Below are 13,678 nucleotides of genomic sequence, written 5' to 3' on the forward strand. Positions count from 1 at the left end.
TTTTTCAGCGTTGCATTTAAATCCGTTCAATCCGCGTTTGGCGAAGCCAACCCGCATCATCCGCGTTCCAATCTTTGCGACACCTTAGCGTAAACCTTAGCCAACGCTAGTCTTTGCGTCTCAGCGACTATGCGAGAAATTTTTCAGCATTGCATTTAAATCCGTTCAATCCGCGTTTGGTGAAGCCAACCCGCATCATCCGCGTTCCAATCTTTGCAACACCTTAGCGTAAACCTTAGCCAACGCTAGTCTTTGCGTCTCAGCGACTTTGCGAGAAATTTTTCAGCATTGCATTTAAATCCTTTCAATCCACGTTCCAATCACAACCTAAAAATCCCCCCAACCGCAATAATTTGTTGAAAAAACCAAAATTCTTGTTCCGCCCTATCTGAGTTCGAAGTAGTAGTTCGAATATCCTGCATGTTGATGTAACCACCCTTTAATTCTGCTTGCACAAAAAAGTGTTTAAAAAAAGTAACATTCAATCCGGCTTTTGCAGAAATACCAAAACCGGAAGCATGAAATTCATCATATCGTTCTTTGCCGAGCAACGTTGTGTTAGTTCTGGGATACAATAATCCTGCTCCTAAGCCTTCCGTAATATTGATTTGAAGTTTGTCGGTATTCGGCAATGTAAACCAAGAGGAGATATCATCCACTCGTGATATTTCGGTAGTCACATAGTTTAAACCATCCGTATGTTCAAATTTTAAAAAGTCTTCGGTTAATAAAACCTGCCCAGTAGGCAAGGTTTCCCCATAGGAACCGGCATTGGGATAATACCCCGTTAGGTGAACAGCTCGGTCCTGATACATCACATACTTCATATGGTCAACACCAATGGAGATAGTGTAATGGTCTGAAATAAAATAGCCAAATCGCAAATTGGTTTGCGGAATAGTCATTCGGGCCGGATTTACATAATCTACATGCCAACCTTTGGGTTTGTCATGAGCGGTTACATGGTGTAATGTAAAATCATAGTCGTCACCACGAAATCGAATATCCGATTTCGAATAACTTTCTCTGTTTCCACCCCAAAAGAAATAAAACTTTCCTTTGTTATGGGCTGTGTATTTTTCGGAAATTGCCAAAACGTCTTGGGCTGTTATGTGTTGAAAAAAGGCACAAAAAAAGAACACAATCAATAAAGATTGCTTTTTCACAGGGCTTGTAAGTAGGGGTTAGATTAGAATTGGTTAATGGTGGTTCGAATGGCAACTAATTTGGTCATCAGATTTTCAAAATAATCCAAATGCAGCATGTTGGCTCCATCACTTTTGGCATTTGCCGGATCAAAATGAGTCTCTATAAAAATACCATCTACTCCGGTAACTATTCCGGCTTTGGCAATGGTTTCTATCATGTCCGGTCTTCCTCCGGTTACTCCTGACATTTGATTAGGTTGCTGTAGCGAATGAGTCACATCCAAAACGGTTGTGGCAAATTGACGCATGGTTGGAATTCCTCTAAAATCAACTATCATATCTTGGTAACCAAACATGGTACCTCGGTCAGTAACCATCACATTTTCATTGTGGCAATCCAAAACTTTTTGTACCGCGTGTTTCATGCTTTCCGGACTCATAAATTGTCCTTTTTTCAAATTCACGGTTTTACCGGTGTTGGCTGCTGCAACAACCAAATCAGTCTGACGTACTAAAAATGCCGGGATTTGTAATACATCCACATAGGCCGCAGCCATCACAGCATCTTCATTGGTGTGAATGTCGGTAATAGTGGGTACACCAAAGGTTTGGGATACTTTTTCTAAAATTTTCAAGGCTTTTTCATCCCCAATTCCGGAAAAACTGTCAATTCGGGAACGGTTCGCTTTCTTAAAAGAGCCTTTAAATACGTATGGGATTTTTAATTTATCCGTAATACTAACCAAACGATCGGCAATTCGCAAAGCCATTTCTTCGCCTTCAATCGCACAAGGTCCGGCTAAAACAAAAAAGTTACCACTATCGGCGTGTTTTATTTGAGGTATTTTATTGATATCCATATTCAATAGTTGAAGTGCAAAAGTACGAATTTTTAGCAATATAAAAACACTACTTAGTCATCCTCTTTTTTTAAAGTTAATCCCATAGGAATCAGTAGCTTTCCTTTTTCATAACTGTTGAAGTAGAGTACTAGAGGTTTGATATTTCCCGACCAGGTAATCTCGAATACTTCCAACATGCCGGCACCAATATCACTGCGTTTGGTGGGAAAAGGGCAGCAGCTTTCTAATCTTTTATAAATAAGAGGTTCGCCATTAGGTCCTGCTAATGCACGAATAAACCGACCCGCATTGATGGTGTCATTTAACGTACTGCGATAAAAAATATTAATGGGATATGTAGCATCAAAACCATATTTCTTATCACTACTGTATTCGGTCAATACAAAGGTGTTCTTTTTTGTCAAAACCGGAGTGGGAGCGGAGTCGTCAATATTTTTAATACTGTTTTTAGTACTGATACACGAAGTAAACAGCAAGGAAAGCAGTAAAAAGAGAACAAATTGATTTAGTTTCATGATGTGCGTGACTTGTTTTTGAGAAAAAAAGAGACAATCGCTGCCGTAACGATACCTACTGATAACGCAAAAAATACGGTTTGTGTGATAAAAGAAGTCAAATTATAATAGGATTGGGCACTTTCCTCTATCATAATTTCTTTTTCAACGGTATGTAGGATATAATTACCAAAGAATTCAGGAGCAATTGCAGTATGAATGATATATTGGCTCAACGGTGTAAGTAATGTGATAAAAACAGTAAGAACACAACCACTAATAAAGCCTTGCCTCCATTCCATACTTCCCATAAAAAAGTGTTTCTTTTTGTCATAAATGGCAAAAAAATAAAGAGCAAAGGCCACTAAGGCAAATAAGAAAGAAAACGAAGCATGGGAAGCGATTTTTTGGTCATAATAACCTAATGTTTTTTCCAGAATAGCCCAAGCGATTACGGCCAAAGTGAAAACAATCGCCCACTTGATTTCGATAGTAAATTTTTTCATAGTTAAAATTTCAAATTTGATACCAAAGGTAAAAATTTTTTTAATCGCTCGATGCATCCTATTTTTTTTTAGTAAGTCCAAAAGGGAATGCTTATTTTTGTCAAAACTTTTTAGGTATGGAGTTCTTATCACAAACTTGGCATTGGTCCATTTCCGGTTTTTTAATCGGAGTAGTCATGCTGTTATTAATTTATTTTGGAAAAACCTTCGGCATGTCATCCAACTTACGTTCGTTATGTTCGATGACAGGAGTAGGGAAACGGGTTGCTTTTTTTGATTGGGATTGGAAAGCCCAACGCTGGAATTTAGTGGTTGCCTTCGGGGCTTTTATTGGTGGTTTTATAGCCGTAACTTATTTACATGACAATTCCAATGTAAGCATCAATCCGAAAACTATTCAGCAAATGGAAGCGATGGGTATTGACGCTCCTAATGGTAAATTACTGCCTGATGCTTTATTTCAAGACCCTTCACCGTATATGATTTTTATTTTGATATTGGGCGGTATTTTAATTGGATTTGGTAGCAGGTATGCCGGAGGGTGCACTTCAGGTCATGCTATTTCCGGATTGAGTAACCTGCAAATGCCATCGCTGAAAGCCGTTATGGGTTTCTTTATCGGTGGTTTAGTAATGGCTCATTTTCTTTTACCTTTAATTTTTACAGCATGAATTTACTTAAATATGTACTCGTAGGCATCTTGTTTGGTATGGTATTAACAAAAACCGAAGCAGTTTCATGGTATCGCATTTATGAAATGTTTCATTTCCAATCGTTTCACATGTATGGAATTATTGGAACAGCTATAGCTACCGGATTAATAGGCATACAAATTATCAAAAGAAAAAAACTGAAAGACTTGCACGGACAACCCATTGAAATTTTAGATAAAGAACAAGGAAATGTACGCTATTGGGTCGGCGGTATTTTATTTGGCTTGGGTTGGGCATTGGTTGGAGCCTGTCCCGGACCTTTATTCATACTTATTGGAGCCGGTTTTTATAACGTGCTTTGGGTTTTAGGCGGTGCTGTTTTTGGCACTTTCCTGTATGGTGTAGTAAAAGAAAAATTACCTCATTAATTAAATTTTCGAATGTATCGAGTAGCAACAACTACCAAAACCCTTCATTGGAAATTTTTCAACCTACAATCAAAATCCACATCAAGCCGTTCTATCGATAAAACCTAACTGCCGAAAGGCAGGTCAGCGACTTACCACTATTCACTAATCACCTTTTATTTTATACTCTCTATTCTCTATTCTCTATTCTCTATTTTCTATTCTCTATTTTCTATTCTCTATTTTCTATTCTCTATTTTCTATTCTCTATTTTCTATTCTCTATTTTCTATTCTCTATTTTCTATTTTCTATTCTCTATTTTCTAAATTTTCACTAATCACTACTCACTACTCACTATTCAACTCAAATAGACAAAATATACTCTACCAATCCCTGTTCATGAGGTAAATCCATTTTTTTGCGTAAACGGTAGCGTTTGATTTCGACACTTCTCACAGATATATTTAATAAAGGAGCAATTTCTTTAGACGAAAGATTCAATCGCAAATAGGCACAAAGTCGCAAATCATTTGGAGTTAAAGAGGTATGTTCTGCTTTTATTTTCTTTAAGAAATCTTTGTCAACGTTATTAAACGCATCTTTAAAAACATTCCAAGTATCTTCTTCATTGATGTTTTTACTGATAGTAGAAATCACCGATTTAATACTTCTGTTTTGATTGGCCTCCGAAGTTTTTTTCAAATCTTCTTTGATGAGTGTTAAGAGTTCGTTCTTTTTGATTAACGTCATGGTAGAAGCCGCCAACTCTTTGTTTTTGGTTTCAAAATCGTGTTCCAATTGTTGGTTTTTGATTCGCATCAATTCCTGTTCGGTTTCTAGTTCTTTAATTTCCAACAAACGGTTGTTTTCTTCAATCAACTTTTCTTGCTGATTTTTATAGAAACGTTTATAGGATTTGTTAATGAAATAGACCAAAACAAAAAATAGAATAATGTAAAGAAGTATAGCCAAGTTGCTGGAATACCAGGGTTTGTCTATTTCAAACTTATAACTTGCAATGCTCTCAGAAATGGTACTGCCTATTTTTGCCCGTACTTTAAAAACATAACTTCCGGGGTTTAGATTTTTAAAATTCACAGTGGATTCTGTGCTCCATGAACTCCAATCTTCTTGCAAACCCTCCAGTAAATATTGGTATTCGGCATTGACGTATTTGTTGTATTCCGGAACAGTGAAGTTAAAAGTGATATTATTTTCTTTTGGTTTAAACATTCCGTTTTCAGTCAATGAGACAAAATGAAGCAAGTCATTTTGCTTGTTCACCATAATGTTTTTGATATGAATTTTATATTTATTAAAATGAAGGTCATCAACAGCTATAGTGTTATAGCCGTCTGTGGTTCCAATTAAATAGAGAGCATTCGAAATTTGTGTGATATTTTCATAACCCAACATCGAATTGGTCATCGAAGACGGAATAGGAATAATGCTGTGTTTTAACTCTGAACTCAATTTGCCAAAAGAGAAATAGTTGATGTAATTTTTAGTAAAAAACCAAAGTTTGTCCGAATGATCCACCATCAATTTACCCGAGATGTATTCATCTTTTTCAAACACTTTACTCAGATTTTCATCTTTTTCAAATTGTTTGGTTTTTGGATTGTACACAAAAATTCCGCTTTTGTAGGCATAATAAATTTTTGAATTGAACTTCGTTAGTCCTGCATTCTTTCCTTTTTCAGGAAAAGTAAAAGCTTCAAATTGCAAAGCTTTGCTCCAATCGGAATTCATTTTTATGCGATAAACACCTTTGTATTCATGACTCACAATGAGTTCGTCACTACCGGAGCTTTCAAAATATTTGGAAGAAAAATCAAATCCGGAAATCTTGTTGCGGTACCGCCAAGTATTGTTTACTTTTTCAAGTACGGAAATACCATAATAATTACCTTGAAGTAGTAAATTTTTATCGTTAGGATGTTCTAAAAATTTCCAAGTTCCCGAGGTGGCATAAATGTTTTTAGCGACTTGATTTTCAATGATAAAAGTGCCAAAATCATGAGCACAAAAAAGTTTGTCGTCATATGAAAATAAAGACCATACTTGTCCGTTGGTTCCGTTGACAAAATTGAAATCACCAAGTGCGTCTTGATTTTTATAAAACAACCCCTGATTGGTGCCAATATATAAGTTGCCTTGGTGAACTATGGAAGCATATACCGTACCTAAAACTCCGGTTTTATCTACATAACTTCGGATGGGCGATTTTAAGTTGATACAGTTAATGCCGTTATCCAAACCTATCCAAATGTTAGAATCGTGGTCTTCAAAAAGCGAAAGTGCCGTGTTGTTACTAATCCCTTTATTTTGATTAATATGGTAGATTTTCTTGCCGTCATTCGATAACACATAGATACCGTTGGAAACCGTTCCGATAGCTATTGTTCCGTCTCTCAAAATATGGGAGCAATAAATACTACTGAAGGCCAATTCTTGGTCGATGTCGGTTTTCCACTTCGTAATTTTTGAATCACTATAACTATAAAAACCATTAAATTGGGTAATAAACAAAAAAGCTCCTTTAACTTGACTCAGCGAAACAATTTTATTGGTGATGAAAAATGAATCGTTGCTGATTAACTTACTTTTGCCGTTTTCAATTTCAAACAATCCCTCACTAACAGTTTGATAATAAATGGAATTGTTGGCAATATACGCTTTGAATAGGCCGCTTTTCGGACTGATAATTTGGAACGATTCCGTCTTGGTATCATAGATGAAAAGTTGGTTCAACGATTGAAAAATCACCCAATGGTCAAAGTCTAAAATAGTCCAAAACTGCTCATCATCAACAATCTTTGCTTTTACTTTTTCACTCAACGAAGTGTAATCCAATCGGCCGTTTTTATTGCGAACCCAATAGCCAAACTCCATATAACAACCGGTATAAATACGATCTTGAATCACATTAACCGAACGTAAAATGGTTTCGTTGGGTGATGGATATAACGTCCAAACCGAACCGTCAAATTCCAATAAACCTTCGTTGTTGGCATAATATAAAAAATGGTCAGCATCCTGTGCAATCATCCAGTTTTGATAACCTGCACCATATTCTGTTGTGGAATATTTAGTGATTGGCGGTAAATCTTGAGCCAATAACGGAGTAGTAAAGAAATAAAGAAATAGTAATGAGAAATGAATAAAACTTCGCAACATTTTTTAAACGATTAATTTTTAAAGATACTAAAAAAACTAAAATCCATAACAAAATCAAAACTAGATTCGTTTTAAACTAGTAGGTGGATAGATGTTAAAAAAATAAAAGGATGGCACAAAACTTTATGAGCGGAGTCTGTCTTTTATTTTCAATTCGGAGTACGACTTAAATTCTTGATTGACAAAATAGAACGTCATTACAAGTGAAAGCAGTAAATAAATTGAAATCAAAAGGTTTCCGAAAGGGAGGCTGTTGCTGATGCCAAACCAGTCGTTAAAAAAATACAGACAACCAAAACCAAAAGTTACTTTTAAAACTTCCCACAAGAGTGCCGATTTGTTAGTATCCATCAATTCACTATAACTATAAATGGTAATAAAAACGAACAAACCATAGAGTAACAATTGTAACGGAGCAAGAATCCCAATATTTGCAAAAAAATAGCTCACCAATCCGAGTGTAGCAAAAAGCTGAAACAACGACCAATATTTTAATCTTTCAGAATGTTTCGGATTGTATTTTTCAAAATGGTACACATCTTCAATTTTTTGAACGGGATATTTTTCTTCAAAATGTTCCGGTCGCCAACCTGTTGGCATGAACCAAATCTTTAGCTTGTCCATCCATTTTTCGGCATGCCAAGCGTCTTTGGTTAACAGCCACAAATGCTGAAAATTTATCTTAATGGGATTCCATGTTTGTGCCGGACGCGTAATGCCATAAACAGCAGGAACAGCATCTAGTTCTTCTTGAAAGGTGCCGAAAAGTTTGTCCCAGATGATGAATATTTGACCGTGATTCTTGTCCAGATATTCTTTATTAATGGCATGATGCACCCGATGATGAGAAGGGGTGACGATTATTTTTTCCAGAAAACCCATTTTGCCAATATGTTTGGTATGATACCAAAATTGTAAAAATAAATGTATCGGTAAAATAGTTGCAATCACAATGGAAGGAACTCCAAAAAAAGCAGCCGGCAACAACAAGAAAGTAAACAAATTGACAAAAGAAGAAATGGATTGGCGTAATGCACAAGCCAAATTAAATTCCTCACTACTGTGATGAATGGCGTGTTTGTTCCAAAAAATATTGATTTGATGTGACCAACGATGGGTCCAATAGCCATAAAAATCAATAACTATAAAAGCGATGGCATACGTTAAAAAAGTATTTTCAATAGTAAAAAAAGCTACTTTGGAAACGAACCAATTATAGGAAATTAAAGTTAAACTGATGCCCAAAACATCTTTGGTCGCATTAGTAATTCCGGAACTCAAACTGGAAATTCCGTCCATCAACGGAACGGTATCTTCACCTTTATAATAACCGTATATTTTTTCAATAACAATCAGTACCAAAAAAATCGGCATTGCAATCAGCAATATTTTTCCGTATTGTTCCAAGTTTTAATTATTGAATTTCTGCACTCAAACCGGCTTCTAATAATTGCGTACATTGGGGTTCTAACTCGTCATAACTACCGGTTTTAACCGTGCATTTCCCTTTATAATGTACCAAAATAGCACATTGTTCGGCTTGCAAAGCTTCGTGTTTACAAACGCGAATCAGCGTTTCAATGACGTGATCAAAAGTATTGACGTCATCATTAAACAGCACAATTTCATTATTGTTGTTAAGTAATTCTTGAATTGAAACTTCTTCTTTTACTTTTTCAATCGTACTCATTTTATTTTTTGATTATTAGATTATTAGATTTTTGGATTGTTAGATTTTTCGAATAATCCAAAAATCTAATAATCCAAACTCCTATCTCCCAACTCATACTTCAAACTAACCCAATTGTTTCTTTCTAACGTTTTTTGAAGCGTCAATCCTAATGCAGTACAAGCCGCATCTATAGCCGGAATATCTTCTGTATAAAACCCACTCAAAAATAATAAACCATTTTGATTTAAACAATTCACGTAAGTAACCATATCATTTAATAAAATATTTCGATTGATATTAGCAATGATGACATCATATTTTTGAAAAACCAACAACGAAGCATCTCCCTCATAAACGCTAATGTGTTGGCAATTATTACGTTGGGCATTTTCAATAGAATTCAAATAACACCAATTGTCAATATCAATGGCATCAACAGGTTTTGCTCCTTTCATTTCGGCTAGAATGGCCAAAATGGCTGTACCACAACCCATGTCAAGAGTGGTTTTATCCGTTAAATCATTTTCCAGTAAATGTTGAATCATCATGTGTGTCGTTTCATGATGTCCGGTTCCAAAACTCATTTTGGGCTCAATAACAATATCATATTCAGCAGCTGTCTTTGGATGAAAAGGAGCTCTTACATGACATGTTCCGTCCACATCAATGGGTTCAAAGTTTTTTTCCCATTCTTCATTCCAGTTCACTTGCTCGATTTCTTCAACCACATAACTAATTGTAAATTCCGGCGAACTTAAAATATAAATATCATCTAGGATAGTGTCGTCCCAAAGTTCTTTTTGAACATAAGCGGTGATGCCAAAATCAGTTTCAATAAAACTCTCAAAAGCTTTTTCGCCCAATTCGGCAATTAATATTTCGCAACCCAATTCTTTGGGCTCGATAGTAAAATGGTATCCTAGATAACTGTTTGACATGCTTTTTTTTTGCAAAGGTAACAATCTGTTTACAATAGTTTAACTTCTCAAAAATTAAATTACTTTTGCGGCATCAAAACAACACCTTATAATGAAAAGAATTTTAGTGATTATTGTTGGGTTAACTTCCTTACTGTCAGCAGCACAGGAGGTTCAATTCAGTACAAAAGACAACGATTTAAAATTAGCTACTTTACCTTACTACAACTACGGTAGGGGATTAGGCTTGACTTCTCCCGACAGTATTTTTCAATTGAACATTCGCTTCAGAATGCAAAATAGAATGAGTTTTATTCAGTTGGAAGACCAAGAGGAAATCTTAGACGGACAAATTCGTCGTTTACGTTTGCGATTTGACGGGTATGTCGGAAATCCTAAATTTTTATATGCCATTCAATTGTCATTTGCTCCCGGTGATGTTGGGGTTATTGAAGATGGTGAAAATGTAAACATTATCCGTGATGCGGTGGTTTTTTATCGTCCGAATAAATACTGGAGCATCGCATTTGGTCAAACCAAACTTCCTGGAAACAGACAAAGGGTCAATTCTTCCGGAGCTTTGCAGTTAACAGACCGTACCATTAACAATGCCCGTTTTAACATCGATCGTGATTTTGGTGTGCAAACCTATTATTTGCATGAAAAAAAAGACGCTTTTTCGTATAATTTGAAAACAGCTATTAGTACCGGAAATGGTAGAAATGTCACAAAAAACCCCGACAATGGCTACGCGTTAACCGGAAAAGTAGAAGTGTTTCCAATGGGAAGTTTTACCAAAGACGGAACCACTTTTGAAGGAGATATTGCTCGAGAAAAAACACCAAAATTGATGTTGTCTGGTGTTCTACATAAAAATATAAGGGCTCGATTTACACAAGGTCAATTGGGAGATGATTTGTTTGACAAAAGAGACATGCAGTCGGTTTTATTGGATGCAATGGTGAAATATGATGGTTGGTCATTTATGACAACCTACATGAATCGAACAGCCGATGATGCTATAACATTCAATCCTGAAGATGCAACAGATTTTAAATATGTGTATATAGGAGAAGGAATGGATTATCAGTTGAGTTATTTATTTCTAAATAACATTGAAGTAATAGGACGTTTTTCAACTCAAAATGTACACGAAACAATAAAATCTTTCACACCGGACACCAAACAATACAGCTTAGGGGTAACAAAATATTTTTGGGAACACGCGTTTAAAATTCAATCGGAATTCTCATTTGATCAATTGAGCTATGCTAACGGTAGTACTCGAGACAATTGGTACCTGCGTTTTCAAGTAGAAATTGGAATATAAAGAGAATAGTTAGAAAACAAAAAACCCTTTTCAATTCGAAAAGGGTTTTCTTTTTTTATTTACTATGCTATAAAACTAAAGTTTATGCATATTCTCCGATAACGTTTCTATAAACTTCGAAATGGGCCCTTTAATCATCATCGCCATCATCGGATTAAATTCACCGTTAAAAGTCAATTGCACTTCCGATTTTGTTTCAGAAAGAGGCACAATAGTTCCCGTTAAGGTAAAAGGTAATTTATCCGAAGCTGCACCCAAAACCACTTTATTGGTAGGTACCGTTTCTTTCATCTTCAGTTTGATTTCTGGCATACCTTTTAATCCAAAAATAAACGAATCGTCTCCGGTTACTTCAAATTTGGAAATGCTGTCCGGCATTAACTTCTCAAAATTTCTTACATCACACAACGAATCAAATAGGTATTGCGTCGTTTTTTCTACTGTAACCTTTGGACTTTCTAAATTCATTTTTTTTATTTCTAATCACTAATTACTACTCACTAATTACTCTTTCCTTCCCTAAACATCCTTCCCCCAAGTAGCCGGACTCACCCGCCATTCCTGCAAAGCATGTTGTTCTTCCTCCGTAATGTATTGTTTGGCTACTGCTAACTCCAATAAATTATCATAATTACTTAAAGTATGTAAAGTCACTCCGGCATTTTTAAAATTGTTTACCGAAACATCAAAACCATACGTAAAAATGGCAACCATCCCCTTGACAACCGCACCCTCAGCTTTTAAAGCTTCAACAGCCATAAGGCTACTTCCTCCGGTGCTGATTAAATCTTCTACCACCACAACACTTTGTCCTTTTTGAAGAAATCCTTCAATCTGATTCTGACGTCCGTGTTTTTTTGGTTCCGGTCGCACATACACAAACGGAAGTCCCATGTATTCCGCAACAAGCATACCAATTCCGATAGCACCGGTGGCAACTCCTGCAATTACATCGGGTTTTCCATAGTTTTTTTCTATATTTTTGGCAAACTCTTCCCGAATGTAATTCCGAATAGGCGGAAAAGAGAGGGTTATTCTATTGTCACAATAGATTGGCGAATTCCATCCTGAAGCCCATGTAAAAGGATTTTTAGGATTTAATTTAATTGCGTTTATTTGTAAAAGCAATTCGGCAGTTTTTTTTGCTGTATCTTTATTAAAAATCATACCACAAATGTATAAAGTTTTTGTGAACGACAAACCACTTTTTTTGACAAATCAAATTCAAAAGGAAACCGACTTTCAGTTGTTTTTACTGGAAAGTATTGATATTAAAGAACTTATTATCAAAATATTTAAAAATAAAGTGGACAAAGCTTTTTTATACCATCCGGATGAAAAGGAAATGCTGAAAAAACTGAAAACTAAAATTCCTATCGAAAAGGCCGGAGGTGGGTTGGTTTACAACCAAAACAATGAAGTTTTATTTATTTTTAGAAATAAAAAATGGGATTTACCCAAAGGCGGAATTGAAAAAGGGGAAGAAATTGAAGACACCGCCATCAGAGAAGTGGAAGAAGAAACCGGAGTAACCGGATTAAAAATCACAAAAAAATTACCAAAGACCTACCATATCTTTAAACGAAATGGTCGCTATAAATTAAAAATTACCCACTGGTTTGAAATGAAAACCAACTATAAAGGTACTTTAACCGCTCAAGCCAATGAAGGTATCGAAAAAGTAGTATGGAAAAACCCAGCCGAAATTGAAATGGCTTTAAAAAATTCGTACGAGAATATTAAGTTGTTATTTGAGTAAGTTTTTAATCCATAAGATATAAAATGTACAAATTTATATTTACACTAATTGTTTTCTTTTTTTTGGGATGTGCAAACGATAAAAAGAAAAAATTTGAGGCGAAAACTTCGAATAAGGATACTATTTATGAAAAGCTCTGGCTTTGTTATCCAACAATAGAAAATCTGGATGAATGTATAGAATATTATATTTCCCCTTTAACGGATACAATTTATAATCAAATTAAAGTATTTACTAATGGAACATTAGATACATTAAAAAGTGAATTTTATGATATCAATATTTTTAAAACAGAAAAAAGCAATGTCTACAGAGCTAATATTACACTGCACTCAAGATTTGATACACTTAAAATAAATCAAAAAAACCAACGTACTTTTAAGATTTTATACATAGAATTTGACGGGAAATATTCAATTGGCTCAAAAGTATCCAAAACATCTAATTTTATTGAATTTGAATATATTAATACAAAAGATAATCATTTGACAGGCGTACTAGTTGACGACGTATTTCGTGACACAATTATCCAAAATGAAAGTCAACTTAATTATGGGAAAACGAGAATTTTGGTTGACACTCGAAATTCAACGGATAATTTATTTATATCTAATCGTAACTTTTTAAAAGAGAAGATAATAAAATAATATTTCTACCAATAACACCTAAACTCAAATGTAGCTTCATTGCTTTTTGTACATAAAAGTTCCTTAAAAAAGTTCTAATTATAATTTAAATTACACCAGTT

The 13,678-nt window shown here is 35.1% G+C and carries 15 protein-coding genes; 5 read left to right on the top strand and 10 right to left on the bottom strand.

The window, feature by feature from the left end; all coding sequences use genetic code 11:
- Positions 1-320: 320 nt before the first annotated feature.
- The 4 genes from IEV15_RS13220 to IEV15_RS13235 form a co-directional block, all read right to left on the bottom strand.
- Positions 321-1,112 (bottom strand): hypothetical protein, encoded by a 792-nt coding sequence (locus IEV15_RS13220; protein WP_229734164.1) that lies wholly within the window; start codon positions 1,110-1,112, stop codon positions 321-323.
- 77 nt (positions 1,113-1,189) lie between these two features.
- Positions 1,190-2,008: a 3-deoxy-8-phosphooctulonate synthase gene (gene kdsA / locus IEV15_RS13225; RefSeq protein WP_188363010.1), complete on the bottom strand. Its 819-nt coding sequence runs from the start codon at positions 2,006-2,008 to the stop codon at positions 1,190-1,192.
- A gap of 53 nt (positions 2,009-2,061) precedes the next feature.
- On the bottom strand, positions 2,062-2,526 hold the full coding sequence (locus IEV15_RS13230) for a 2-dehydro-3-deoxyphosphooctonate aldolase (RefSeq protein ID WP_188363011.1): 465 nt from the start codon (positions 2,524-2,526) through the stop codon (positions 2,062-2,064).
- On the bottom strand, positions 2,523-3,011 hold the full coding sequence (locus tag IEV15_RS13235; protein ID WP_188363012.1) for a DUF4199 domain-containing protein: 489 nt from the start codon (positions 3,009-3,011) through the stop codon (positions 2,523-2,525). The genes IEV15_RS13230 and IEV15_RS13235 overlap by 4 nt, the downstream gene beginning before the upstream one ends.
- Before the next feature lie 116 nt (positions 3,012-3,127).
- Between IEV15_RS13235 and IEV15_RS13240 the strand changes: the two genes are divergently transcribed.
- Together IEV15_RS13240 and IEV15_RS13245 are read left to right on the top strand one after the other, a co-directional pair.
- Positions 3,128-3,682 (top strand): YeeE/YedE family protein, encoded by a 555-nt coding sequence (locus IEV15_RS13240; RefSeq protein ID WP_188363013.1) that lies wholly within the window; start codon positions 3,128-3,130, stop codon positions 3,680-3,682.
- The gene (locus IEV15_RS13245) at positions 3,679-4,092 is read left to right on the top strand and encodes a DUF6691 family protein (protein WP_188363014.1); all 414 of its coding nucleotides are present in this window, start codon (positions 3,679-3,681) and stop codon (positions 4,090-4,092) included. The genes IEV15_RS13240 and IEV15_RS13245 overlap by 4 nt, the downstream gene beginning before the upstream one ends.
- A 343-nt stretch (positions 4,093-4,435) precedes the next feature.
- Here IEV15_RS13245 and IEV15_RS13250 read toward each other — a convergent pair whose 3' ends face one another.
- From IEV15_RS13250 to prmA, 4 genes are all read right to left on the bottom strand, one after another.
- Entirely contained in the window at positions 4,436-7,252 is a 2,817-nt protein-coding gene (locus IEV15_RS13250; protein ID WP_188363015.1) for a helix-turn-helix and ligand-binding sensor domain-containing protein, read from the bottom strand.
- A 123-nt stretch (positions 7,253-7,375) separates the two neighbouring features.
- Positions 7,376-8,659, bottom strand: a complete 1,284-nt coding sequence (locus IEV15_RS13255) for a sterol desaturase family protein (RefSeq protein ID WP_188363016.1) — start codon at positions 8,657-8,659, stop codon at positions 7,376-7,378.
- 7 nt (positions 8,660-8,666) lie between these two features.
- Positions 8,667-8,942 (bottom strand): ATP-dependent Clp protease adaptor ClpS, encoded by a 276-nt coding sequence (locus IEV15_RS13260; protein ID WP_188363017.1) that lies wholly within the window; start codon positions 8,940-8,942, stop codon positions 8,667-8,669.
- A gap of 65 nt (positions 8,943-9,007) precedes the next feature.
- Positions 9,008-9,862 carry a 50S ribosomal protein L11 methyltransferase gene (gene prmA, locus IEV15_RS13265; RefSeq protein ID WP_188363018.1) on the bottom strand — a complete coding sequence of 285 codons (855 nt, stop codon included), beginning with the start codon at positions 9,860-9,862 and terminating at the stop codon, positions 9,008-9,010.
- A gap of 91 nt (positions 9,863-9,953) precedes the next feature.
- On the opposite strand from prmA, the gene IEV15_RS13270 reads away from it, so the two are divergent.
- Positions 9,954-11,171: a porin gene (locus IEV15_RS13270; protein WP_188363019.1), complete on the top strand. Its 1,218-nt coding sequence runs from the start codon at positions 9,954-9,956 to the stop codon at positions 11,169-11,171.
- 75 nt (positions 11,172-11,246) lie between these two features.
- On the opposite strand, the gene IEV15_RS13275 is transcribed toward IEV15_RS13270, so the two are convergent.
- Positions 11,247-11,639: an SRPBCC family protein gene (locus IEV15_RS13275; protein WP_188363020.1), complete on the bottom strand. Its 393-nt coding sequence runs from the start codon at positions 11,637-11,639 to the stop codon at positions 11,247-11,249.
- A 51-nt stretch (positions 11,640-11,690) separates the two neighbouring features.
- Positions 11,691-12,338 carry an orotate phosphoribosyltransferase gene (gene pyrE / locus IEV15_RS13280; protein WP_188363021.1) on the bottom strand — a complete coding sequence of 216 codons (648 nt, stop codon included), beginning with the start codon at positions 12,336-12,338 and terminating at the stop codon, positions 11,691-11,693.
- A 7-nt stretch (positions 12,339-12,345) separates the two neighbouring features.
- Between pyrE and IEV15_RS13285 the strand changes: the two genes are divergently transcribed.
- Together IEV15_RS13285 and IEV15_RS13290 are read left to right on the top strand one after the other, a co-directional pair.
- Positions 12,346-12,930, top strand: a complete 585-nt coding sequence (locus IEV15_RS13285; protein ID WP_188363022.1) for an NUDIX hydrolase — start codon at positions 12,346-12,348, stop codon at positions 12,928-12,930.
- Positions 12,931-12,953: 23 nt separating this feature from the next.
- Complete coding sequence (locus IEV15_RS13290; protein WP_188363023.1) at positions 12,954-13,577, top strand: hypothetical protein; 624 nt, start codon at positions 12,954-12,956, stop codon at positions 13,575-13,577.
- Positions 13,578-13,678: the final 101 nt, after the last annotated feature.

Source organism: Flavobacterium orientale (assembly GCF_014638005.1).
Taxonomy (GTDB): Bacteria; Bacteroidota; Bacteroidia; order Flavobacteriales; family Flavobacteriaceae; genus Flavobacterium; species Flavobacterium orientale.